Below are 24,637 nucleotides of genomic sequence, written 5' to 3' on the forward strand. Positions count from 1 at the left end.
CACGTCTCGTCAGATGAAAAGCATCATCGCTACGAACAAAAACGCCAAACCGACTGCCAAGGCATTGAGAGATTTTGTAAGTCCCATGGGTGCCTCCTGTTGTTGACAGGTTCGATAATATGACCGTTTTGTGGCACTTGAAAAGCGGTTTCTGTGATGCGGTGCAGCATGCTTTGTGGCCGCTTAAAAAAGTAAATTCTGTAATTCGTTGAAAATAAAAGATTATTTTCTCATCACGCAGTGCTTCATATCTTTAAAAAAAGTAAATGACCGGGGTGTTATCCCCAGTCATCCGGTCGAGATTAACAGTTTAAGCCTTGATTCCGGCCGATAGATTAAAGGCCCGAAGGTGCGATTAACACAGGTTAAAGCGCCTGGAGAAGTGCCTGGGTCGGCCATCCATCCGCAGGGATTCCGAGACGCTGCTGTTCCTTCTGGATGGCGACGCGGGTGCCGGAACCGAGAATTCCGTCCACCTTGCCAACATCGTGGCCGCGCGCTTCAAGCTTGGTCTGCAACTCTTTCATCGTCGCGTCATCGAAGCCCGGATCGGGATTGCCCTTGTTATAGACAGGGGCGCCCATCAGACGGTTGGCGAAATAGGCAGCCGAGGTCGTGTAGATGAACGACTGGTTCCATTCCAGATAGATGTTGAAGTTGGGATAGGTGAGGAAGGTCGGTCCCTTGCGGCCCTGCGGCATGATGAGGGCTGCGGGCAGGGAGGCGAAATTTTTGTTACCGTCGCGCGGGGTCACGCCAAGGGTAAACCAGTCACCGGCGGTAAGCGAACCGCCGAGGCCGGATTTTTCCCAGGGCAGGTTTTCCGGTACGGAAACTTCCTGCATCCAGGGTTCGCCCTTCTTGAAGCCGAGGTGCTGGATGAATTTCGCCGCCGTGAGGATCGCATCCGGTGCGCTGCTCTTGACGTTGACATGGCCATCGCCATCACCATCGATGCCGAAGGCGATGATGTCCTTGGGCAGCATCTGTACCTGGCCGATTTCACCGGCCCATGCACCCGTGTTGGACGTGGGGTCGAGATCGCCGTGCTGGACCATTTCGATGAGGGCCAGCAATTGCGGACGGAAGAGTTCCGGGCGGCGGCAATCGTGCGAGAGGGTCACCAGCGCGTTACGGGTGTTGAAATCGCCCTGGACGGCACCGAAATCGGTCTCCATGGCCCAGAAGGCGGCAATGACGCCAGCCGGTATGCCGAATTCGTTCTCGGCACGGGCAAAGGTTGATGACAGCTCCTGCAGCTTCTTGCGGCCGATATCGAGACGGGCCTGGCTGACGGTGCGCTGGGAAAATTCGAGGAAGGTCTGGCGGAAGACGCCCTGTGCGCGGTCACGCGAAAGCACTTTGGGGTCTATCTGCGCGCCGGCCAGCGCCCTCTCGATGGCAGCCGCCGGAACACCCTTGGCAGCGGCCTCAGCCTTCACGCCCTCGAGAAATACGCCCAGATCACCGCCGCAGGCAACCTGCTTTGGATCGTCAGGCGAGGCCACAGGCGGTGTGGCAAGGGCGGAGCCGGTGGAGAGAAGCGACAGAGCGGCGGCAAAAATGATGCTGCGCGACCGAAAAGTGGGCATGAGAATTTCCTCGATAGGTTGTTAGCCCGCTTTACCCACATGTTTGCGACAAAAAAACGGGTCCAGCGATCTGCCGGTGCAGAAGAACGCCGATTTTTCGAATGTGTTGCTTCTTGGCCGTATTATTTGGCCGAAGCGATCCATTTCCGCCAGTTTTTCTCACTTCCGGCGAAGACATTGATGTCGGTTGGGCCGTTGACGCCGGGCACGACGCCGGTGGCCGTATATTGCCAGAAGGCCCACTGCCGGTCTTCGTAAATCTTGGCGGGATGCGCGGCGACGGAGCGCACCCAGAAATGGTAATTCTTGAACTGGCCAACGAGGTTGTCGCGGTGGAAGTCGACCGATGTGTAGATGATCGGGCGCTTGCCGTAGTGGGCCTCGAGGCGGTCGAGGAAACGCTGCATCTCGGCACGGACGATGCCAGGAGCCGGGCGCGTCTTGCAGGTGGGGGAGGAGGGGTTCCATTCCACATCGAGAACCGGCGGCAGGGTGACGGCTTCCTTTGGCACGTTGCTGATGAACCAGTCGGCCTGAGCGTCCGCTGTCGAGCAGAAGTAGTAGAAATGGTATGGCGCGTGCAGGATATCTGCCGCCGCCGCACTGCGCCAATGGTCGCCGAATTTCGGATCGATGCGGTCTGAGCCTTCGGTGGCCTTGATGAAGACGAAGGAAACGCCGGATTTGCGAACGGTCCGCCAGTCGACGTCGCCATTCCATTTGGACACATCGATACCATGCACCTCGTGGCGATGCGGGTTGTTCGTGCCAAAATCCTGCGGGTCGGTATCGGAGAATTTCGGCTTGGAAACAGAAGCCGTTTCAAGCAAGTCATAGCTCGTGGACGTACAGCCGCCGATCAACAACATAGCCGACAAAAGTGCCGATAGACGCAGCCGCATTGGAACCCTGATGAATTATTGTTGCCCATCCACGGCCGCAAAATGGCGCGCCGCATCTCCCGATTTACCCATAACATGGTAAACAAGCCGTTATGGCAAGGGGCAGTGGCGTTTTTTCGGCTCGCAAGTCGCTGGATTCCAAGAGATTTGCGGTCTTTCAGTCCCAGTGGCGTATACTTGTAGGACCGCTGGCTGGCAGCATCTTGCCCGCATTTGCAGAGGCGAGGCGCCTTAACCCTTGAGGATCAGGCGTCTGCCAGAATACGGCTGACTTTTGTCTGCACTTCGGCGACCGGAAGCGTGATGATGGCCCGCCAGGCGTAACCCCGGGCAATCTCCTCGAATTCGAGATTACCGTCAAAACGGCCTGCCATGTTGGCCAGAACGTAACGGAGATTGGCGCGGGGCGTGACGTGGAAGCGGGTGAGCCATGCCTGCAAAAGTGCGCGGAACCACTTGGGCAACTGTTCCTGCTGGCCGAAATCGACGATGTGCAGCGAGCCGCCGGGCTTGAGAGCTGTCAGCGCCTGTTCGATGGCCTTTTCCCAGTCCGGTATCATCGAAAGCGCATAGGGGATCATGACTCGGTCGAAACCGTCCGGCTGACCGAATTCTGCGGCGCGGAAAGCGGTGGCGTCGGCCACGCGCAGAACGGGGCGTTCCGTCTTTCCGGTAAAATTCTCGGATGCGGTCAGCAGCATTTCGGCGGAGATATCGAGACCGAACAGTCTTGCTTCCGGAAACTTGCGGCTGGCCAGCAGCAGGTTGCGGCCGGTACCGCAGCCGACTTCAAGCAGCGTGCCACCCTTGGGCACATCGAGGCCGGAAATGGTCCTGTCGCGGCCCAGAAGGTAATATTTGCGGGTAATATCGTAGATATGCCGCTGGTGGCGATACATGCGGTCCATCAGGCTCGCATGCGCCTCATCCGCAAGGCCGACGTTCTCGCCGATGGTTTTCATGCCAGAGCCCTCTGATAGATATGGAAGCCGCCATAGATGGCCGAACGGTCCATGGCGTTGAGCTCATTGGAGCGTTCCTCTAGATAGATCCACTGGTTGCGTATATCGGCCGAGAGACGGCCTTCAATCACGCTCTTTTCGGCGGCGGTGCGGAAGATGACGCGGGCGCCGGGAGCGGCGGTGCGGCTGATCTGCGACCACAATTCGTTGAGCTGCACATCCGTCATCCAGTCCTGCGCATCGAGCAGAATGTAGCGATCGACGCCGTTTGCCGGCTTTTTGGAAAGCAGCTCGGTATAGGTGGCGTGGTGCACGGCAACGCGGGCGGTGTTGTCGCGGATCGTCTCGTAATATTCCCGCTTGAGATAAGCGGGTAGGGCACCCTCATGCGGCTCGGGATAACGGCGCGCGAAGGCCTGCCAGGCGAAATAATTGTCGCTGAGCGGAAAGTTGCAGGCAAGCTTTTCCAGCCGCTCCTTGAGGACGGAGGCGACCGTGCCGTCGTTGGAAAGGCTTGCCAGCTCGTCATATTGGCGGGGTGGAATGCCAAGGCCGAACAGCGAACTTTTTCGCTTCGTCAGCCAGCGCACCACCGGCTTGTCGAACAGCGGTGCGACCTTGCTGTCGAAGAATCGACGCTGTTCATCCAGCGTGCGGCTATTGGCCATTTCGGTCAGCTTGACGCCGTGCAGGCGCGCCATAAGGTGGCCGGCGCCGATGAAACGGCCGAGCAGACCGGTGCGGTATATGTTCCTGTCGAATACCGAGATGCGGCGACGGCCGGACAGGGTGCGCTTCGACCAGTAGGCCTTGGTCGTGTCGTCGAGATGGTCGGCGATGAATCGGTCGTAGCCGTGACTATTGCTGCGCGTATTGGCGCGGCCGAACTGGCGAACCACATCCTGATGGGCCGGGAGATGGCGGAAGGCGGCAAGCTTCAGCTTGTTGAGAGCGATGTGATGCGGGTTGAGATCCACCACATCGATGCTGGCAGGGTTGCGGGAGAGGTAGGCCAGCATGTTGCAGCCACCCGAGCCGATGGTGACGATGCGGTGGCCTTCAGCAAGCTCCATCGCTTCCATATCGATTTCCGGGTCTTCCCAGATTTGCGGATAAACCAGACCGGAAAAGAGAACCCCGAAGAACCGTTCGGAAAAACCGCTTTTCGAGAGCGCCTTGTGCTGGAGCAATGCGGACTTCAGTTTCGTATTCTTGCTGAAGCCGGTCTTGGGTGCCGCACTCGTCATATGTTCACCTCTCAATAGATTGAGAGGCGTCTACAGTCACGACGCTACAGTTTGATGACAGGGGTTGTGGGCCGACGTAACGAATCGAAAAGGCGGTGTGAAACCAACTCAGGTCTCAAGCTTAGATTTGGATGCGACGTCATCCTCGGGCTTGTACAGAGGATCCAACCACATATCGTAAAATCAAAAGCTTGCAGATCCCAGGGACAAGCCAGAGGAGACGAAAGTGACGTGCTCGACGTTTTTAAGAAAAGCTGCTTTCCTGCATTGCAGTCCCGGTGCTGCTCAAAGGCTTACTTGCGCAGAACGTGCAGCATGCCCTTGCGCTTGGCGTCGTAATAATAACCGCGTGCATAAAGCCTGACAGCATTGTCCCGGTTGTTGTCAGCAACAAGCCAGGCGCCGCTCAGATATTTGACGGCATATTTGAGGTTGGTTTCGGCATCGAACAGGCCAGAGGCGGGACCATCAAAGCCCATGGAGCGGGCCGTGGCGTGCTTGATCTGCATCAGGCCGAAGTGGCCGCCATTATAGGCGCCGGGATTGTATCTGCTTTCACGCTGCACCACGCGATGCACCAGATCTTCCGGCACATTATACATGACAGCGTATTTCGAAATAAGCCCGCTCAGCTTTTCACGTCCGGCCGGTGCGGATTTGTACGGCGCCGTCATCGTTTCGTTCTGCCGGATAGCGGCAAGGGCGGCGTTGGTCGGACCGGCCGCATAGGCCAGAACCGTGCTGTCCGGCTTCGGCAGTGGAATGACTTTGCGTTCCGCGGTCAGTTCGGTACCGATCGACGGCGTTCCGGGCGGCGGCGGTGCGGGCGGGAAGCTGCCCTTGACGGCAACCACCTGCGGCAGGTCGGCGGCAGCCGGTTTCCCGGCGGCACTTGCGGTTTCGATCGCTGCGGCTGCCGGCGTTGCGGCGTGCGGTGCAAGAGCCGCAGCCGTCGTCGGCGCGGCTGTCGTTACCGTTGCCTGCGCGACCTCTGTCTGTTGTTGCTGCGGCTGCATCTGGATTGGGCTCGCCACTGCCGCTGCAATTTCCGCTGCCGGCGGCAGCGCCACGCGGCCACCCTTGACGGCGGCGACGGTTGGAAGCGATTCGGGCTGGGAAGAGGCTGCCACGTCAGTGGCATGTGCTGCCGGTGCGGCGGTATCAGCCGGGGTACCAGCCGTTTCCGACTGTGCGGAGGCTTGTGCCGGTGCGGTTTGGTTGACGGCAGCTATTTTCGGGCCGTTCGGCCCTTCCTTTGCGGCATATTCGACGCTGGTGCATCCGGCCAAAGCCAGGGCAAGGCCCACCGTGGAAGACAGAAGAATTGCACTTCTTCCGCGGAATTTTGCCGAATTTCGCATGTTGCCGCCTTCGTTATGCCTGTCTGTCGATACCCCCGCGTCGAGCGAAGCAGGCAGTGTCCCATCGAGCCTTCATTAACCTATTGTAAGGATAGCGGCAAGCCGGGACGTGGCGTCGCGGTTTTTCAGGCGGCGATGCGGCGGTATCCGGCGCTGACGGCACGGCCAGAAATGAAGTGAGTGCGGTATTTCGGCCGGATTTTTTTGTTGCCGGACATGCGGCGCACCAGTGCCAGCGTGGAGCCGGCAAAGAGTGCCTGCGCTGCCAGAATGCCAAGTGCCAGCAACAGGATTGCGGCCTGCGCTACGGCCAGCGTTTCGACCGCATTGCCGGAGGTGGAAACGAATTGCGGCAACAGTGCCAGGAAGAACATGAAATAGCGCGGACGCAACGCTGCAATGGCGTAGCAATCACGGAAAATGCCGCTGGATGATTTGCCGGGCAGATTGTCATTGTCTGCATTGGCTGCCTGGGCGGCGGGGGTGGCAAAGGTCCATAACAGGAAAAGAATCAGCCAGCCGATACCCGTCCACTGAACGATTTCCACAAAGGCATGCGGCAGATAGGCAAGGCCAGCCGCTGGAATCGCAGATATCGTCATAGCTGTGACGATGCCAAGCGCGCCGCCAGTGACAGAGGCAAACACCGTTTTTCTGCCGCGGATAGCGGCATAGGAGGCGACAGAGAATACAAGGGGAGAGGGAAGTGCGAACACAACGGCACATGCTGCACAAAAAACCAGCCACGCCTGTCCAGACATTCTCTTCCTCCTTGCCCTCCCTGTCGCCGCTTTATCCAGCCTATCGTAAAATTAGGCCGCTGTGAACGGTTGACCGACGTGTTCCATCACTTCGGTAAACCATTTTGCAGACAGGTCGAAATGCTTTCCGCCCTTGATACGCGGAAACTCGATGGTCCGCAATTTACCCTTTTGGTCTTCGTCGTGGCCGGTGACGCCCGAGACCTTGTTCAGCGCGCTTTCGACGGCAAGATCGACCATGCCCTGGATGAGGCGCAGATCGTCGCCATTGGCGGGAGCGGAGCGGGCGAAGTAACCGGATTTCTGGACCATGGAGCGTTCGGCGCCGATGAGGCCGGCGAATTGCTTCTGGAACCAGCCGCCGACATTGATGGTGTCGATCTTCACATGGCCGAAGGCATCGCGCTTGACGGCCTCACCGGCGGCTTCGCGTTCGGCAACGATGGAATCGAGCCCCGCACCTTCGGAAACGAACAACGTGACGTAGCCGTGTTTGTCCATGATCGCCTTCAGCCGTTCGGCTTCCGCTTCGATGTCGAACGCCATTTCCGGCAGGTAGATGCCGTCTATGTTCTTCATCTGCGTGTTCATCATCAGTCCTTCGACATATTCATTGCCGTTGGTCTTCTGGATGTAGGCGCGGGCGGTCGCAGCCGTCAGCCAGCCGCAATGGCGGCCCATGACTTCGTGGATGACAAAGGTCTTCGGCGCAGCACTCTGCTCGTTGCTGACATTGTCGAAGAAGGAAGCGCCCACTTCGGCCGCGGTCCATGCGCCGAGCGACTGCCTGATCGGAACCACGTCGTTATCCACGGTCTTCGGCAGCCCGACGACGGTCAGATCGTAACCGTTGGCGCCGAGATAGGCGGCAAGGTCGGCGGCCGTCGTGTTGGTGTCGTCGCCGCCGATGGTGTGGAGAATGGTGATGCCGTCGGCAGCCAGCCGTTCGGCGGCAACGCGCAGCGGATTTTCACCCTCTTTCACCAGCCCGCGCTTGGCGCAATCGGCAGCGTTGGTGAGCTTTACGCGGCTGTTGCCGATCGGCGATCCGCCATAACGGTGCAGCAGATGCGCCTTTTCGCGCATGTCCTTGTTGATCTCGATCCGGTCGCCCAGAAGCACGCCCTGATAGCCGGAACGATAGGCCACAATGTCAATATCAGGCGCGACGTCGCTATAACGCTCGATCAGGCCGCCAACGGCTGAAGAGAGACAGGGAGCAAGGCCACCCGCGGTCAGCATTGCGACTTTCTGTTTGGCCATCGTGGCTCTCCTTTGCTTGGATAGAAAGATATGTCTGGCAAATGGATGCGACAGCCACGTGTAGGTGTAAAGTGAATTTATCACGAAAAATGCCGATTTCTCGCGGTTTTTCAGCAGCTTGGGCAAAGAAGCCGAATATAATCGTTTCAATCGCCTCCAACCTTGCACCAGGCTTCGCCGTCTGTGGAAAACCGTTGCTCTCCCGTTTGCCGCCCCCTTGCTCCTGAAGAAAAACTGTCGCAAAAATGAATAAAAGTTAATGCCGCAGCGGCGCCGCGCATATTGCATTCACGGCGATATGCCGTCATGCTTGGCGTCATGATGTTCGATTTCGCCTGTTTGCATATTTCATCCCTGTGGGAACGGCTGCTCGGCGCGATCGGTGACGCGGCAGGCAGCACGCTCGGTCGCGTGGTAGAGGCGATCCGCACCCTTTTCGAGGGAGATCCGGAGACCCGCCGCAAGGTTTCTTTTTCCGTGGCCATTATCGCGCTGTCGGCAAAGATGGCAAAGGCCGATGGTGTCGTGAACGATGCCGAAGTGCGCGCCTTCCGGCAGATTTTCGATTTTCCTGAAGAAGAGGCCAGAAACGTTGCCCGCCTTTATAATCTCGCACGCCAGGACGTTGCGGGATACGAGGCCTATGCCGAGCGTCTTGCCGGTCTTTGCGGCTCCGGCCATGACAATTGCGAGATGCTGGAAAGCGTCATCGATGGCCTGTTCCACATCGCCAAGGCAGACGGCTTGATCCACGAGCGGGAACTGGCGTTCCTCGGCCGTATCGCGGAAATCTTCCATATTACCGAAGATCATTTCGAAACGATCATGGCACGGCACGTCCATATGGATGGGCGCGATCCCTATCGTGTGCTTGGCGTTTCGCCCTCGGACGACTTTCTGGATATCCGCAAGCGTTACCGTTCACTGGTTGCCGAGCACCACCCGGACAAGCTCATCGCGCGCGGTGTGCCGATGGAATTGCACGCTGCCGCGAATGAGCGTATGGCGGCTCTCAATGCCGCCTATGAGGCCATCGAGAAAGAACGCCGCGTCGCATGAGTGAATTTCTGCCGGATTTCAACCCGGATTTCGGGGGCGCAACCATTGCGCCTTCTCCCAACCATGGCGAAAGACAGGGCGTGGCAGGCCCGGATATCATCCTCCTGCACTATACCGGCATGACGACCGCCGATGGCGCCCTTTCGTGGCTCTGCAATCCCGAAAGCCAGGTCTCCAGCCACTATTTCGTTTTTGAAGACGGGCGTGTCATGCAGCTTGTTGCGGAAACACGCCGCGCCTGGCATGCGGGCAAAAGCAGCTGGGCGGGGGAGGCGGACATCAATTCCCGCTCCATCGGGATTGAAATCGCCAATCAAGGCCACCCGGGCGGCCTGCCGGAATTTCCGGAAAAACAGGTAGCTGCCGTCATCGAATTGTGTCGCGATTGCGGCCAGCGGTGGTCTATCGCCCCTGAAAGGGTGCTTGCGCATTCCGATGTGGCGCCGATCCGCAAGGTTGATCCGGGTGAAAAATTCCCATGGGACATCCTGTCGCGGCACGGTGTCGGTCATTGGGTGGAGCCTGCGCCGATCCGCGGCGGACGTTTTTTTCAGCGCGGCGATCACGGCCAGCCGGTGGAAGCGCTCCAGTCCATGCTATCCATTTACGGATATGGCGTTGAAATAACAGGCGCATATTGCGAAAAAACAGAAGGTGCCGTGGCCGCCTTTCAGCGGCATTTCCGCCCGGCGCTGGTGGATGGTATCGCGGATTTTTCCACGATCGACACGCTGCATCGGCTGATTGCCAGCCTTCCGAAATTTTCGGCCGTTTGAACGCCGTTTCTGGAAAAGCCTTCCCCGTTTCCCGGTCGCGCAAGTCGATTTTTTTGTTGTGCCACAGTTAATCCGCATTGAGGAAGTCTAAGAGCCGCAGTGGACGCGGTGCTGTTCTTCAGGGGAGCTTGCCGTCAATATCAATCAAGGAGACTGGACGGTAGAAGGTCGTAATCGACTTTCCGCGCGCTGGACGTTTTTATCGTTTCATTGTTCCGGTTATCCGATCTGGAGACTATTTCAACAGATGAACAGAGTTTTTGTTGCTGTCGCAGCGGGCGTTGCTATGCTCGTTTCGCAGGCGGGGATTGCTTTTGCCAAAGACGAGGACGTCAAGACCAAAACCGTGACGCTGGGGACCTTCTTCCGTACGCCCGGTTATCCCGTTCCCGAAAAGAGCCTGCCTTCGTCGCTCAAGAACGACTATTCCGATCTGATCGTCAAATATGCCAAGCGTTACGGCGTCCCCACCAATCTGGCCCATGCCGTCGTTTCTGTAGAAAGCAAGTTCAACCCTAGGGCTCGCGGCAGCGCAGGCGAGGTCGGGCTGATGCAGATCAAGCCGGCAACGGCGCGCATGATGGGCTTTCGCGGCACGACCAAAGCCCTCTTCGACCCCGAGACCAATATTCGCTGGGGCATGCAATATCTGGCAACCGCACACCAGCTTGGCGGCGGTGAGGTTTGCAGCACGATCCTGCGTTACAATGCCGGCCACGGCGCCACCCGCATGAACCCGGTGTCCAAGCGTTATTGCGGCAAGGTCCAGGCGCTTCTGGCCAGCTGAGGTCTTTTGCTCAAGCGTGTCGTGATGTTTCAGATTGGCCATAAGCTTTAGGTCCTTGTTTTAACGCATCTCGTTATTGCAAAACCGCTGCACGCTCTTGCGCGGCATGTTTCGGACGTCACGAAAATCGATTCCGGTTTATGCGTTCATGCTGTAGTCAGGAGCAAACCTGATGCGGAGCATGACATGCCGGATTTCAAATATATCGTGGTCGGTGCCGGAATGATGGGTGCGGCGGCAGCGAGACACCTTTCGGCGCAAACGGATGGCGTGGCGCTGATCGGGCCGGATGAACCCGCCGATCGCAAGACCCATAACGGTGTGTTTTCAAGTCACTATGACGAGGCGCGCATCACCCGTGGTTTCGATGGCGATCCCGTATGGGCGGAGCTGGCGCAACGCTCCATCCGGCGCTATGCCGAGATCGAAGCAAAAAGCGGCATCCGTTTCTTCACCGAAGCGGGCTGCCTGTTTACGGGAAACGGTAAGGGGCTTGCCGGAGACTACGTTTCGCGAGCCTTGGTCTCGACCGACCGTCTCGGTCTAGGCGTGGAAACGATTGGCAGCGATGCGCTGGCTGGCCGGTTCCCGATGTTTTCCCTGCCGTCGGATCACGACGGTTACTTCGAGGCGCACAATGCCGGCCACGTCAATCCGCGTGCGCTTGTGAGGGCGCAATGCAAGATTGCTGCTGCGCAGGGCGCGCGACTGATCCGCGAGACGGCGGCGCATGTTCGCGATACCTCCCAAGGTGTGGAAGTTTCCACCAGGGAAGGGGCCGTACACACGGCCGAAAAGGTCATAGTGGCGGCTGGCGGTTTCACCAACATGGCTGATCTTCTGCCTTCCCCGGTCGATATGGCGGCAACGGGCCGCACCATCGTGTTTTTCGAACTGGACGAAGCAAGGCAGGCCCTCTTCGGCTCCATGCCCTCGACCATCGTGCTGGCGGAGACCGAGGACGATATCGTCTATATTCTGCCCCCTGTGCGTTACCCCGACGGCAAGGTCTATCTGAAGATCGGCGGTGAGAGCGAAAAGGGCAGGCTGGAAACGCTGGCCGAAGCAGTCGGCTGGTTTCATTCCGACGGCACGCCGGGCGAAGTGGAATTCCTGACGAAACGGGCGCTATCGCTCATGCCGGAACTTGCGGGCTGCCCCGTGACCTCTGGTTCCTGCGTCGCATCCATTACTCGTAGCGGTTATCCATATATCGGCTATACGCAATCTTCCAATATCGCGGTTCTGACCGGTGGCAATTTCGTTTCCGCCAAGTCTTCCGACGAAATCGGGCGGCTAGGCGCGGTGCTGCTTCTGCATGGCCAGCTGACCGAGAGTGATTTTGCCGCCGAAATGTCGCCGGTTTTTATCTGACATTCAGCAGCGAAGCGGCTACAAAATCGCAGCTGTACTAGAGCGGGTTGAGGCGAAGACGGCGGCATGTCGGGACATTTCAAATATATCGTTGTCGGTCGTGGCATGATGGGTGCTGCCGCCGCCCGCCATCTGGCGGAAACCACCGAAGGTGTGGCCCTGATCGGCCCCGGTGAACCTGCCGACATCAAGTCACATCCGGGTGTTTTCGCCAGCCATTATGATGAGGCGCGCATTACCCGCACCATTGATGGCGATGCGGACTGGGCGCTACTCGCCAACCGCTCGATCGCGCGCTACACCGACATCGCGGCAAGGAGCGGCGTGGAATTTTACGCTCCCGTCGGCTGTCTGATGGTTGGGCCTGAACGCGGTGGCGACAATCCCTTTGTCGACAACGTCTGTGAGGCAGCGGCGCGTCTGCGGGTTTCCACGGAAATGCTTGACGACGCAGGTCTGAAAAGCGCCTTTCCCTATTTCTCCTTCGAGCCGGGCTGCGAGGGCGTGTTCGAAAAGGACAATGCCGGTTACGTCAATCCGCGCGCGCTGGTGAAGGCGCAGAGCGTTCTGGCAGACAAAGCCGGCGTTACGCTCATCGACGATATAGTTGTCTCGACGCGGGAAGAGGCTGGCCGTGCACGCGTCGAGACGGCCTCGGGCGCGGTTTATACGGCAGACCGGGTGCTGGTCGCTGCGGGTGGCTTCTCGATCACGAAGGATTTGTTGCCGCAGCCCGTCGCTCTCAATGTCTATGCGCGCACCGTCGCCTTCTTCGAGGTAGACGAGGCGGAGCTGGGACAATATGCGGGCATGCCGTCGCTGATTTACGAGCCGCGCGACACGACGAAACATATCTATCTCCTGCCGCCCGTCCGTTATCCCGATGGCAGGTTCTATCTGAAAATCGGCGGCGATCCCGATGATAAGAAGCTCGATAGCGATCCCGAAATCCGCGCATGGTTCCGTTCCGGCGGGCGCGAAAGCGTTCGCGACCATCTCTCCGCCATCGTCGGGACCTTGGTGCCATCCATCGACCGGTCGCGCATTTCCATGGCCGCCTGCGTGGTGTCCAAAACGCCGGGCGGTTATCCGGCCATCGGCTTTACGACGTCACCGCGCATTGCGGTTCTGACTGGCGGCAACGGTACGGCGGCCAAGAGTTCCGACGAGATCGGGCGGTTAGGCGCCCTGTTGCTGCGGGATGGAAAAATTGGCAACGACGCCTATGCAACGGATTTCAAGCCTGCATTTCTTTGATCTTCCGTTACGCTTTTCGGTGGCTTTCGCCAAAGAACATGGGTATTGACGCCATGCCAGTTGGCTGGGCAGCCGCGCTTTACCAATGTCGAAAGACGGTAAGGTGAGGAAAGTCCGGGCTCCACGGAAATACGGTGCCGGATAACGTCCGGCGGGGGCGACCCCAGGGAAAGTGCCACAGAGAGCAAACCGCCATGCCTGGCATGGTAAGGGTGAAAGGGTGGGGTAAGAGCCCACCGCGCCGCTGGTGACAGTGGTGGCAAGGTAAACCCCACCGGGAGCAAGACCGAATAGGGATGACACGGGGCGCGGGCGAAAGCCTTCGTCTACAGCCGGTTTCCGGGCACGTCATCCGGGTGGGTTGCGAGAGGCGGCATGCAAATGCCGTCCCAGATGAATGGCTGCCACGTTCCGGGTCAAACCGGAGCCATACAGAACCCGGCTTACAGGCCAACTGGCGAATTTCTTTTCCATTCCGCAGGCGAGCGCCGCGGCAGGAAATATCTATTTCATTGTTTTAAAACAGAAAAAAGGTGGTCTTACCGAGCCTTCGTGTGCCGTGAAAAAGCATCATGGGGTGTGAAGTAAACCATTCGTTAAACTTAACGGCTTATGAATTTCCGATGCGGAGTCGGTATCGTGCCGGCTTCTCCCATTGACGCCCATAGTGTCCCATGGTATCCCAAATGCACACCACACTGGGTCGTGTTTTTGACCCGCAATCGCTGAAACGAGTGAGGAGCCTGCAACGGGCTGCTGCAGGGCATGTCGCCCTGACGCTTGGCGATGTGTCGTGCGTACCGGTGTTGTCTGTGGGGCGGATGATTCGCTTTGCGGAATGCGGTTTTGGCGAGTTGAGTAATGGACCGCTTTTTATCGAACGTAACGAACAGGATCGACGCCAAGGGGCGCGTTTCGGTTCCGTCTCCGTTTCGTTCGGTGCTGGCACAGCGTGGGATTCAGGAGCTTTATTGTCTTCAGGATTTCGCGTTTCCGGCAATCAGTGTCGGCGGTCCGGATTTGCTGGAGCGCTACGAGCGGCAGATCGCGTCCATGGATGCCTTCTCGCCGGAGGCAAACGCAATGTCGCTGCTGGTACACGGCGGCGGCGTTTTCATGAAGCTCGATCAGGAAGGTCGGTTGATGGTGACGGATTTCGTCCGGGAATTTACCGGCATATCCACGGATGTCACCTTCGTTGGACGAGCGGATCATTTTCAGCTTTGGCAACCGCAGGCGTTTTTGGCGGCGCAGGCGGCAGCAAGAGCGGGGCGCGGTTTTTCGGCTGCACGCCCCGCATAGGACGGGGACACGGAATGGCGGCGAATTCTGGCGGGCGATCTTCTGATGCCGGTGAGGGACCTCAGCGTCACATCCCGGTCCTGCTTCGCGAAGTGATCGCTGCGCTCGAACCCGCATCTGGCAAGGTCATCCTCGACGGCACTTTCGGCGCCGGTGGCTACACCCAGGCAATTCTCGATCAAGGTGCCAATGTCATCGCGCTTGACCGCGATCCGAACGCGATCGCCGGCGGCCAGGCCATGGTTGCTGCAAATGGCGGCAGGCTTACCCTCATTCAATCGCAATTTTCCGATCTGGCAAGGCACGCGCCGGAAGGCGGTCTTGACGGCGTGGTTCTCGATATCGGCGTTTCCTCCATGCAGATAGACGAGGCCGAGCGCGGTTTTTCCTTCCAAAAGAACGGTCCTCTCGACATGCGCATGTCTAGCTCCGGCGTTTCGGCGGCGGATGTCGTCAATCGCGCCAAGGTCGGCGATCTCATCCGCATCTTCGGTTTTCTCGGCGAGGAAAAGCAGCCGGGCCGCATCGCCCGCGCCATTGAAAAGAAGAGGGCGGAAGAGCCCTTCCGCACCACGCGCGATCTGGCGGGCCTCATTGAAATCGTTACGCCGCGCAAGGCTAAAGACAAGATCCATCCCGCAACACGGGTGTTTCAGGCGCTGCGCGTTTTCGTCAATGACGAACTCGGCGAATTGGCGCAGGCCCTGTTTGCTGCCGAGCGGGCTTTGAAGCCCGGCGGCCGGCTGGTTGTCGTCACGTTCCATTCGCTCGAAGACCGCATCGTCAAGAAATTCTTCTCCGAACGTTCCGGAAAGGCGGCGGGTTCCCGCCATCTGCCGATGGTGGAGGACAAGCCCGCCATTTTCGAAAATATCGGCAAGCCGATGATCGCTGCAAGCGACGAGGAGGCGGAGATCAATCCGCGGGCCCGTTCGGCCAAGCTGCGCGCGGGCCTGCGCACGGCGGCACCTGCCCGGGCGGCAGATTTTTCGATTTTCGAACTTCCCGATCTCGCCAGCCTTGAAAAGATGGGAGGCTGATATGCTGCGCACATTCGATGTCGTGTTGATGGGGGTCATGGTCGCTGCGGCGGTGGTGACCTATTCGATCAAGCACAAGACCGATCTCAAGTTGGAACAGGTCCGCAAGCTTGAGACCGAAATCAAGCTCGAAAAAGACACGATCGATCTTTTGCGGGCCGACTGGGCACTGCTGACGCAGCCGAACCGCCTTCATCGTCTCGTGAATGCCTATCAGGACGAGCTTGGCCTTTCGCCGACGCTGCCGACACAATTGGCGCAGCCGCGGGAATTGCCGATGCTGCGCTCGCAATTGCCGCAGCCGCCCGAGCCGGAAGGCATGAGCGTTGCGGATGTCATCGCCGCCGCCGTCAACGGCTCCAAGCCGGGCGCTACGCTTGGCGGAGCTGCCAAGAAGAAATCACCGCCCGCCGGCCAGATTGCCGCCAATGGCGCTCCTGTTCCAACACCGCGGGCGCGTGTTTCCCGTCCCACGGCGGCTCCGGCTCCTGCCGTCGCCGCTGTCGCAGGCGATGAAGATGGCGAAATGGATGAAACCATAACTGGATCGGTGGACCGCTGATGTCTTTTCTCTCCCGCGTCATGGTTCTGAAGAGCAAGGCTCACTTTTCCGCCAGCACCACCGGCATTCATACTGACCATGCAGCTTTCGAGGGCGCTCGCAAGAAGAGGGCGGCCCAGGCGAAAAGCCGCGTCGGTCTCATCATTTTCGGCTTCATCGCCTTTTACGGCGTCGTGGGCGGCCGTCTGGTGCAATATGGCCTTGCCGAGCAGGAGACGGTTTCGAGCATTGCCCCTGCCGACCGGCTGATGGCGTCGCGTCCCGATCTTCTTGATCGTAACGGCGAGGTTCTGGCGACTGATATCCGCACTGTCTCGCTGTTTGCAGAGCCGCATCGCATCGTCGATATCGACGAAGCCATCGAGAAGCTGCGCACTGTATTGCCAGATCTCGACCAGCGCGGCACCTATCAGAAGCTTTCCTCCAATTCGCGCTTTCAGTGGCTGCGCCGTCAGTTGACGCCGAAGCAGCAGAGCCAGATCCTGGCGCTCGGCATTCCCGGTGTCGGTTTCCGCCCGGAAAAGCGCCGCTTCTACCCTGGCGGGCCAACAGCTGCCCATGTTGTCGGTCACGTCAATATCGACAATCGCGGTGTTGCCGGAATGGAACGTTACGTCGACAGCCAGGGACTGGCCGATCTGACGGCGCTCGGCATGACCAGCGATCAGCCGCTGGAGCCGGTGAAGCTATCCATCGATCTACGCGTCCAGTCCATCGTGCGTGAAGTCGTGACCTCGGCCATTACCAAGTTCCAGGCGATCGGCGCGGGGGCTGTGGTTCTGGATGTGCATACCGGCGAAGTGCTCGCTATGGCCTCCGTGCCGGATTATGATCCGAACAACCCGGCAGAAGGTGCCAAGGAAGGATGGCTCAACCGCATGTCGAACGGCACGTTCGAAATGGGCTCCACCTTTAAATCCTTTACCATTGCCATGGGTCTCGATTCGGGTCGCGTCCGCCTTGGCGATATGTTCGACGCGCGTTATCCGATCCGCATCGGTGGCTTCACTATCAAGGACTTCCACGGCAAGGGCCGCATGCTCTCGGTGCCGGAAATCTTCCAGTATTCGTCGAACATCGGTACGGCAAAAATCGCCGACACCGTGGGGACCGAAGGACACAAGGAATTCCTGACGCGGCTTGGCCTTCTGACGCGCATGCAGACCGAACTGCCTGAAGTGGCGCTGCCTTCGCAGCCCCGCGAATGGAAGAAGATCAACTCGATCACCATTTCATTCGGCCACGGCGTTTCAACAACGCCGTTGCAGACAGCAGTTGCCGGTGCCGCGCTCGTCAATGGTGGAAAGTTGATCGAGCCGACATTCCTGCCGCGCACGCGCGAACAGGCGGATCAGGTCGCAAAACAGGTGCTGAAGCCCGGCGCCAGCAAGGATATGCGCTTCCTGTTCGAATGGAACGGTGTCAACGGTTCTGGCCGTAATGCGCGCGTCGACGGTTTCAATGTCGGCGGCAAGACCGGTACGGCTGACAAGGTCGTCAATGGCCGTTATGTGCATGACAAGAACTTCAATGCCTTCCTTTCGGCATTCCCGATGGACGACCCGCAATATGTGGTGCTCTCTTTCATCGACGAACCGAAAACGGACAAGGGCAATGGCGCGGCACTTGCAGGCACCTCGGCTGCGCCGATGGTGCACGATATCATCAGCCGCACGGCGGCAGTGCTGGGCGTGAAGCCGAAGTTCGGCAAGGATGGCTCGGCCTTGCTCGTGTCTTATTGATTGTTAGAGCTTATGGTGTTCCGGCGAATCGCGCCGGGGGGACAAGACGGACACAGTCGATGAATTTGCGAGATATATCCGGGACGGCGTTTCCGGAATTGAATGAATTGCTCCTGTCTGAGATAGGGGCAATCGAAATCGGGGGAATTACCGCAGACAGCCGCAAGGCTGCGCCCGGCAGCCTGTTCGTGGCGGTTGCGGGAACCAAGGCGGATGGCGCGGCCTATGTGAAGGACGCGGTCGCCAAGGGTGCGGTTGCCGTCGTTTCCGGGCATGCGGTGGATGCCGATGTGCCGGTCCTCGCTGTCACCGACCCGCGCCTCTACCTTTCGCTCGCCGCTTCCCGTTTTTACGGAAAACAGCCGGAAACCATGGTCGCCGTTACCGGCACTGCGGGAAAGACCTCCGTTGCCTCCTTCGTGCGGCAAATCTGGGCTTTCGCTGGCCATGCCGCCGCCCAGATCGGTACGACGGGTGTCATCGCTCCCGGCCGCGAAGATTATGGCGCGCTTACCACACCGGATCCGGTGACGCTGCATGCGCTTCTCGCCGAGCTTGCTGCCGAAGGCGTGACCCATGCGGCCATGGAAGCTTCGAGCCACGGCCTCGACCAGCGTCGCCTTGATGGCGTGAAGCTCGCTGCGGCCGGTTTCACCAATCTCGGCCGAGATCACATGGATTATCACCCGACCATCGAGGACTACATGGCCGCGAAGATGCGGCTGTTTGACACGCTGATGGAAAAGGGCGCGCCAGCCGTCATTTTTGCCGACGACCCTTGGTCGGATAAGGCCATTCGCGTCGCCGCGGATGCAGGCCTCAATGTGCGCACCGTTGGCCGGAAGGGCGATTATCTGACGCTGAAGCGTGTAGAGCATTTCCGTCACAAGCAGCTGATCGAAGTGCACCATGACGGCGTAATCCACGAAGTCGACATTCCGCTGGCCGGCGATTTTCAGGTAGCCAATGCTCTCGTCGCCGCTGGTCTTGCCATGTCCACCGGCGTTTCCGCCGCAACGGCCATGAAGGCGCTTGAAAAGCTGATCGGTGCTGCCGGTCGCCTGGAACTTGTGGGCCAGACGAAGAACGGCGCGCTTGCCTATGTGGATTATGCCCACAAGCCGGATGCGCTTGAAAATGTTCTGACCTCGGTCAGGCCCTTCACCTCCGGCCGCATCATCACCGTCTTCGGCTGCGGCGGCGACCGTGACAAGGGCAAGCGCCCGATCATGGGCGAAGTGGCGACACGTCTTTCCGACATCGTCATCGTTACCGACGACAATCCGCGCTCGGAAGACGCTGCAACGATCCGTTCCGAAGTCATGGCGGCTGCGCCGGGTGCGTTGGAAATTGGCGACAGGGCAGAGGCGATCCGTCATGCGGTGTCGCTGCTTTCGAACGGCGATACGCTGATCGTCGCGGGCAAGGGGCATGAAGAGGGGCAGATCGTCGGTTCCGTGACGCTGCCGTTTTCCGATCATGAACAGGTGCGTACCGCGCTGGAAGGATTGAAGATTTGAATTGGTTATGGACAGTCGCCGACATGATCGCCATCACGGCAGGGCGTCCCGTCGGGAACCTGCCGACCGGTATCACCGGCATTTCCATCGACAGCCGGACTGTGAAGGCTGGTGAAGCATTTTTCGCCATCAAGGGCGATAGGGTCGACGGCCATGACTATACGAGTTTTGCTGTCGCCAATGGTGCGGGCCTGCTGGTCGTCGCCGAAGGCAAGCTGCCGGCCCTCGGCCGCCTGACCGTGCCCATGATCGTCGTGGAGGATGTCCTCGCGGCGCTTGGCAAGCTCGCCATTGCGGCGCGTGAAAGGACCACGGCGCGGATCATCGCGGTGACCGGTTCTGTCGGCAAGACGACGACGAAGGAAATGTTGCGGCAGGCTCTGGCGCCTTCGGGCCGGGTTCATGCGGCGGTGGCGTCCTTCAACAATCACTGGGGTGTGCCGCTGACGCTGGCGCGCATGCCCGCCGATACTGAATTCGGCGTTTTCGAAATCGGTATGAACCACTCCGGCGAAATCCGTCCGCTGGTCAAGATGGTACGTCCGCATGTCGCGATCATTACCACCATCGCGCCAGCTCATTTGGGCAATTTCAAGAACATAGAAGAGATCGCGAGCGCCAAGGCGGAGATATTCGAAGGGTTGGAGGACGGCGGCTTCGTCATCCTCAACCGTGACAACGCCCAGTTCGAGCAACTTGAAGAAGCGGCGCAGGACCAGGGTATCGAGCATATCCTGACCTTCGGGCAGCATGCCAAGGCCGATTTCCGGCTGGCCGATTTCGAAAGCACGTCCACGGGCTCGACCATCTGGGCGATCCTGAACGGCGAAACGAGCGAATTGCACCTGAACATTCCCGGCAGGCATATTGCCGACAACGCCATGGCGGTGCTTGGCGCTGTTGCCGTTACCGGCGCCAATCTCGACCGCGCCTTCGAGGTGCTCGGAACGCTCGAGGCAGTCAAGGGGCGCGGACAGCGCCATCGCCTGACGATTGAAAGCGGTTCCTTCCTGCTGATCGATGAGAGCTACAACGCCAACCCCGCCTCCATGCGGGCGGCGATTGCCGTGCTTGCGGAAACAGAAACGCAGGGTTATGGCCGTCGCGTTGCCGTTCTCGGCGACATGCTGGAGATGGGCGAATTCTCAGCCCAGCTACACGAGGAACTGGCCGGACCGCTGCTAGCCGGTGGTATCGAACATGTCTGGCTGGCTGGGGAGGCGATGGCCGCCCTTCGCGATGCGCTTCCGGACAGTGTAACTGTCATCTGGTTCCCGACGACAGCTGAACTTGCCGATTTTGCCCTGCAATGGGTGCAACCGGGCGATGCGCTGATGGTAAAATCGTCACTTGGGCTGGGTTTCGGCAAGATTGTCGCGGCACTGCTTGACAAGTATCCGGCATTCCCCGAGACGGAACGCCAAGTCTGAAATAGCCTTTTGAAAGGGCAATTATGCTGATCTGGCTCGTCGAACTGTCGGATAAAATTCAAGTCTTCAACCTCTTCCGGTACATCACCTTCCGGGCGGGTGCGGCGATGTTCACCTCTGCGTTGATCGTCTTCCTTTTCGGACCGGCGATCATCAATTCGCTGCGCGTGCGCCAGGGCAAGGGCCAGCCAATCCGTGCCGACGGGCCGCAGACGCATTTCAAGAAGGCTGGCACGCCGACCATGGGCGGGCTGATGATCCTTGCCGGTATTCTCGGCGGTTCGCTGCTCTGGGGTGACCTGTCGAACGTCTACGTCGTCGCCGTTCTGATGGTGACGCTCGGCTTCGGGGCTATCGGCTTTTATGACGACTATCTCAAGGTGACGAAGCAGAGCGACAAGGGCTTTTCCGGCAAAGCCCGTCTCGGCATCGAATTCCTGATTGCGGCGATTGCCGTGTTCTTCATGATGAAGGTGGCGCTTGCTTCCGCACCGCATGGCGGCACGCTCGGAAGCTCCATCGCCTTTCCGTTCTTCAAGGAACTTGTGATCAATCTCGGCTATTTCTTCGTGCTGTTCGGTGCTTTCGTGATTGTCGGCGCCGGCAATGCGGTTAACCTGACCGACGGTCTCGATGGTCTCGCCATCGTGCCTGTCATGATTGCAGCCGCCACCTTCGGCGTGATTGCTTATCTCGCCGGTAACGCGGTTTTCGCCAATTACCTGCAGATCAACTTCGTGCCCGGAACGGGTGAGCTCGCTGTCATCGTCGGCGCGGTGGTCGGGGCTGGTCTCGGCTTCCTGTGGTTCAACGCGCCGCCCGCCGCCATCTTCATGGGTGATACGGGTTCGCTGGCGCTCGGCGGCCTCATCGGCTCCATCGCTGTCGCCACCAAGCACGAGATCGTCATGGTCATCGTCGGCGGCCTGTTCGTGATGGAAACGCTCTCGGTCATCATCCAGGTTTTCTGGTTCAAGCGCACCGGCAGGCGCGTTTTCCTGATGGCGCCCATCCACCATCATTTCGAGAAAAAAGGCTGGACGGAAAGCCAGGTGGTCATCCGTTTCTGGATCATTTCCGTCGGTCTGGCGCTGCTCGGCCTCGCTACGCTGAAGCTGAGGTGAGCGATGATCCCGGTCTCGTCGTTCAGAGGTAAGAAGGTCGCGCTTTTCGGGCTTGGCGGTTCGGGCCTCGTCACGGCCCGGGCACTGGTTGCCGGCGGGGCGGATGTCGTTGCTTTCGACGATAATCCCGACAGCGTCGCCAAGGCTGAGGCCGAAGGCATAACGACGGCTGATCTTCGAACGATAGACTGGCATTCCTTTTCGTCTTTCGTGCTCGCACCCGGCGTGCCGCTGACGCATCCGAAGCCGCACTGGTCGGTCGATCTTGCCCGGGCGGCGGGTGTCGAGATTATCGGCGATATCGAGCTTTTCATTCGCGAGCGCCGGGCGCATGCGCCGGATTGCCCCTTCATCGCCATCACCGGCACGAACGGCAAATCCACGACGACCGCACTGATTGCCCATATCCTCAAGGCTTCGGGCCGCGATACACAACTCGGCGGCAATATCGGCACTGCCGTGCTGAGCCTCGATCCGCCGAAAGCGCAACGTTTCTATGTCGTTGAATGCTCGTCCTACCAGATCGATCTGGCGCCGACGATCAATCCGACGGCCGGTATTCTGCTCAATCTGACGCCCGACCATCTCGACCGGCACGGCACCATGCAGCATTATGCCGATGTCAAGGAACGGCTTGTGGCCGGCAGTGGCACGGCAATTGTCGGCGTTGATGACAGCTATTCCACGCTGATCGCCGACCGCATCGAGCGTGCCGGCGTGAAGGTGGAGCGCATTTCCAAGCGCAATGTCGTTTCCGAAGGTCTTTATGCCGAAGGCAGCCGCATCCTGCGGGCGCATGGGGGCAAGTCCTCGCCGCTGGTCGATCTCGACGGCATCCAGACGCTTCGCGGCAGCCACAATGCCCAGAATGCAGCGGCTGCAATTGCCGCATGCCTTGCCGTCGGCGTTTCCGAAGAGGACGTTCGCGCAGGTCTCAAGTCCTTCCCCGGCCTAAAACATCGCATGCAGCCTGTCGGTCGGCGCGGCAATGTCACTTTCGTCAATGACAGCAAGGCCACCAATGCCGATGCAGCAGCACCGGCCTTGTCGAGCTATGAGCGCATCTATTGGATCGCGGGCGGTCTGCCAAAGGCCGGCGGCATTGCCAGCCTTGCGCCCCTGTTTCCGCGCATCGCCAAGGCCTATCTGATCGGCGAGGCGGCGGCGGAATTTGCAGCGACGCTAGGCGAAGCCGTGCCTTATGAAATATCCGGCACGCTGGACAAGGCGGTGCAGCATGCGGCGGCGGATGCGGAAAAAGATGCGACGGCCGGCAATATCGTGATGTTATCCCCGGCTTGCGCAAGCTTCGACCAATATAAGAACTTTGAAATCAGAGGTGATTCGTTCGTCGCGCAGGTTGCGGCGCTCGATGGCGTGACGATGCTCGTTCACTCTGGAAAAGGGGGCTGAGGCCATGGTAAGCCGAGTTGATCGCGGTCCGGTCGCGGAATGGTTCTGGACCATCGACCGTTTCTTTCTGGCGGCGTTCATCGCGCTGATGGGCATCGGCCTGATGCTGTCATTTGCGGCGTCGCCGGCGGTTGCCGAACGCATCGGTCTCAACAGCTTCTTCTTCGTGGAACGTCAGGCGATGTTCATGGTGCCTTCGCTGGCGATCATGATCGGTCTTTCCTTCCTGTCGCCGCGTCAGGTCCGGCGCGTGGCGGTGATGATGCTGATCGCGTCGCTGCTGATGATGATTTTCGCGCTGTTCTTCGGTATCGAGGTCAAGGGTGCACGACGCTGGATTTCCATCGGCAGCTTCTCGATCCAGCCATCGGAATTCATGAAGCCCGCCTTCGTCATTGTCTGCGCCTGGCTGTTTGCCGAACGCGCGCGCCACCCCGAAATTCCCGGCAACCTCTTCGCTATCATCACCTTCGGTATCGTGGCTGCACTTCTGATCGCCCAGCCCGACTTTGGCCAGACCATCCTGACATCGGTGGTGTGGGGCGGCATGTTCTTCATGGCCGGTGTTCCCTGGTTCTGGATCATCGTGCTCGGCGGCCTCGGCGTTCTCGGCATCGTCTCCGCCTATCTGCTCCTGCCGCACGTTGCCGGCCGTATCGACCGTTTCTGGACCGGTGAGGGGGATACCTTCCAGGTGGATACGGCGCGCGAGGCGATCATTCGTGGCGACTGGTTCGGTCGCGGCCCGGGTGAGGGCATCGTCAAGCGTATTATTCCCGACAGCCATACCGACTTCATCTTCTCGGTGGCGGCGGAAGAATTCGGCATTGTTTTCTGCATGTTCCTTGTGGCGATCTTCGCCTTCATCGTGTTGCGCGGCCTCTCGCACGCCTTCAGGGAAAAAGACGATTTCTGCCGCTTTGCCGTGGCCGGTCTGGTCCTGCAGATCGGCATGCAGTCGATGATCAATATCGGCGTTAATCTGGAGCTGATGCCCGCCAAGGGCATGACGCTGCCGCTGATTTCCTATGGTGGTTCGTCGATGATGGCGATCTGCGTCACGGCAGGCTTCCTTCTGGCGCTGACACGCCACAGGCCGGAAAAGAGGGCGCAGGAGCGCAGCTTCTTCCGCGTCGGTTCCGGCGTTCCTGCGGAGTAAATGA

The 24,637-nt window shown here is 59.3% G+C and carries 21 protein-coding genes and 1 other RNA gene; 15 read left to right on the top strand and 7 right to left on the bottom strand.

The features are described 5' to 3' along the window. Positions 1-365 precede the first annotated feature (365 nt). The 7 genes from J5276_RS03530 to J5276_RS03560 form a co-directional block, all read right to left on the bottom strand. Complete coding sequence (locus tag J5276_RS03530; protein WP_112154033.1) at positions 366-1,592, bottom strand: lytic murein transglycosylase; 1,227 nt, start codon at positions 1,590-1,592, stop codon at positions 366-368. A gap of 122 nt (positions 1,593-1,714) precedes the next feature. Continuing rightward, positions 1,715-2,494, bottom strand: a complete 780-nt coding sequence (locus J5276_RS03535; RefSeq protein ID WP_013636525.1) for a GH25 family lysozyme — start codon at positions 2,492-2,494, stop codon at positions 1,715-1,717. A 245-nt stretch (positions 2,495-2,739) separates the two neighbouring features. Then, positions 2,740-3,456 carry a class I SAM-dependent methyltransferase gene (locus J5276_RS03540; protein WP_025594060.1) on the bottom strand — a complete coding sequence of 239 codons (717 nt, stop codon included), beginning with the start codon at positions 3,454-3,456 and terminating at the stop codon, positions 2,740-2,742. Further along, positions 3,453-4,703: a DUF3419 family protein gene (locus J5276_RS03545; RefSeq protein ID WP_065702344.1), complete on the bottom strand. Its 1,251-nt coding sequence runs from the start codon at positions 4,701-4,703 to the stop codon at positions 3,453-3,455. Before J5276_RS03545 ends, J5276_RS03540 begins: the two co-directional genes overlap by 4 nt. A gap of 293 nt (positions 4,704-4,996) precedes the next feature. After that, entirely contained in the window at positions 4,997-6,064 is a 1,068-nt protein-coding gene (locus tag J5276_RS03550; protein WP_112154032.1) for a lytic transglycosylase domain-containing protein, read from the bottom strand. A 125-nt stretch (positions 6,065-6,189) separates the two neighbouring features. Then, positions 6,190-6,825 carry a LysE family translocator gene (locus J5276_RS03555; protein WP_025594056.1) on the bottom strand — a complete coding sequence of 212 codons (636 nt, stop codon included), beginning with the start codon at positions 6,823-6,825 and terminating at the stop codon, positions 6,190-6,192. A gap of 51 nt (positions 6,826-6,876) precedes the next feature. Continuing rightward, positions 6,877-8,088 (bottom strand): pyrophosphate--fructose-6-phosphate 1-phosphotransferase, encoded by a 1,212-nt coding sequence (locus J5276_RS03560; protein ID WP_003513264.1) that lies wholly within the window; start codon positions 8,086-8,088, stop codon positions 6,877-6,879. Positions 8,089-8,406: 318 nt separating this feature from the next. On the opposite strand from J5276_RS03560, the gene J5276_RS03565 reads away from it, so the two are divergent. From J5276_RS03565 to ftsW, 15 genes are all read left to right on the top strand, one after another. Continuing rightward, positions 8,407-9,147: a DnaJ family molecular chaperone gene (locus J5276_RS03565; RefSeq protein WP_013636520.1), complete on the top strand. Its 741-nt coding sequence runs from the start codon at positions 8,407-8,409 to the stop codon at positions 9,145-9,147. Next, the gene (locus tag J5276_RS03570; RefSeq protein ID WP_038491639.1) at positions 9,144-9,923 is read left to right on the top strand and encodes an N-acetylmuramoyl-L-alanine amidase; all 780 of its coding nucleotides are present in this window, start codon (positions 9,144-9,146) and stop codon (positions 9,921-9,923) included. Before J5276_RS03565 ends, J5276_RS03570 begins: the two co-directional genes overlap by 4 nt. A 247-nt stretch (positions 9,924-10,170) precedes the next feature. Next, the gene (locus J5276_RS03575; protein ID WP_003513258.1) at positions 10,171-10,710 is read left to right on the top strand and encodes a lytic transglycosylase domain-containing protein; all 540 of its coding nucleotides are present in this window, start codon (positions 10,171-10,173) and stop codon (positions 10,708-10,710) included. A 186-nt stretch (positions 10,711-10,896) separates the two neighbouring features. After that, positions 10,897-12,084, top strand: a complete 1,188-nt coding sequence (locus J5276_RS03580) for an FAD-binding oxidoreductase (RefSeq protein ID WP_111788410.1) — start codon at positions 10,897-10,899, stop codon at positions 12,082-12,084. A gap of 66 nt (positions 12,085-12,150) precedes the next feature. Then, a complete protein-coding gene (locus tag J5276_RS03585) occupies positions 12,151-13,341 on the top strand; it encodes an FAD-dependent oxidoreductase (protein WP_111783562.1) in 1,191 nt (396 codons plus the stop codon). A gap of 56 nt (positions 13,342-13,397) precedes the next feature. Continuing rightward, positions 13,398-13,803: RNase P RNA component class A (gene rnpB / locus J5276_RS03590), an RNA gene on the top strand. A gap of 399 nt (positions 13,804-14,202) precedes the next feature. Next, positions 14,203-14,643, top strand: a complete 441-nt coding sequence (gene mraZ, locus J5276_RS03595; RefSeq protein ID WP_003513235.1) for a division/cell wall cluster transcriptional repressor MraZ — start codon at positions 14,203-14,205, stop codon at positions 14,641-14,643. Positions 14,644-14,657: 14 nt separating this feature from the next. Further along, on the top strand, positions 14,658-15,683 hold the full coding sequence (rsmH, locus tag J5276_RS03600; RefSeq protein ID WP_111783561.1) for a 16S rRNA (cytosine(1402)-N(4))-methyltransferase RsmH: 1,026 nt from the start codon (positions 14,658-14,660) through the stop codon (positions 15,681-15,683). A gap of 1 nt (position 15,684) precedes the next feature. Then, positions 15,685-16,245: a hypothetical protein gene (locus J5276_RS03605; protein ID WP_003513232.1), complete on the top strand. Its 561-nt coding sequence runs from the start codon at positions 15,685-15,687 to the stop codon at positions 16,243-16,245. After that, positions 16,245-17,987: a penicillin-binding protein 2 gene (locus J5276_RS03610; RefSeq protein WP_003513230.1), complete on the top strand. Its 1,743-nt coding sequence runs from the start codon at positions 16,245-16,247 to the stop codon at positions 17,985-17,987. Before J5276_RS03605 ends, J5276_RS03610 begins: the two co-directional genes overlap by 1 nt. A 59-nt stretch (positions 17,988-18,046) precedes the next feature. Beyond that, positions 18,047-19,507: a UDP-N-acetylmuramoyl-L-alanyl-D-glutamate--2,6-diaminopimelate ligase gene (locus J5276_RS03615; RefSeq protein ID WP_112154031.1), complete on the top strand. Its 1,461-nt coding sequence runs from the start codon at positions 18,047-18,049 to the stop codon at positions 19,505-19,507. Next, positions 19,504-20,937, top strand: a complete 1,434-nt coding sequence (locus J5276_RS03620; protein WP_013636512.1) for a UDP-N-acetylmuramoylalanyl-D-glutamyl-2,6-diaminopimelate--D-alanyl-D-alanine ligase — start codon at positions 19,504-19,506, stop codon at positions 20,935-20,937. The genes J5276_RS03615 and J5276_RS03620 overlap by 4 nt, the downstream gene beginning before the upstream one ends. A gap of 23 nt (positions 20,938-20,960) precedes the next feature. Then, the gene (gene mraY, locus J5276_RS03625; RefSeq protein WP_003513226.1) at positions 20,961-22,061 is read left to right on the top strand and encodes a phospho-N-acetylmuramoyl-pentapeptide-transferase; all 1,101 of its coding nucleotides are present in this window, start codon (positions 20,961-20,963) and stop codon (positions 22,059-22,061) included. Between the two features lie 3 nt (positions 22,062-22,064). After that, positions 22,065-23,474, top strand: coding sequence for a UDP-N-acetylmuramoyl-L-alanine--D-glutamate ligase (gene murD / locus J5276_RS03630; RefSeq protein ID WP_112154030.1), 1,410 nt, complete (start codon positions 22,065-22,067; stop codon positions 23,472-23,474). A gap of 4 nt (positions 23,475-23,478) precedes the next feature. After that, complete coding sequence (ftsW, locus tag J5276_RS03635) at positions 23,479-24,633, top strand: putative lipid II flippase FtsW (RefSeq protein ID WP_003513223.1); 1,155 nt, start codon at positions 23,479-23,481, stop codon at positions 24,631-24,633. Positions 24,634-24,637 lie beyond the last annotated feature (4 nt).

This window comes from Agrobacterium sp. S7/73, from assembly GCF_019355535.1.
Lineage (GTDB): Bacteria > Pseudomonadota > Alphaproteobacteria > Rhizobiales > Rhizobiaceae > Agrobacterium > Agrobacterium tumefaciens.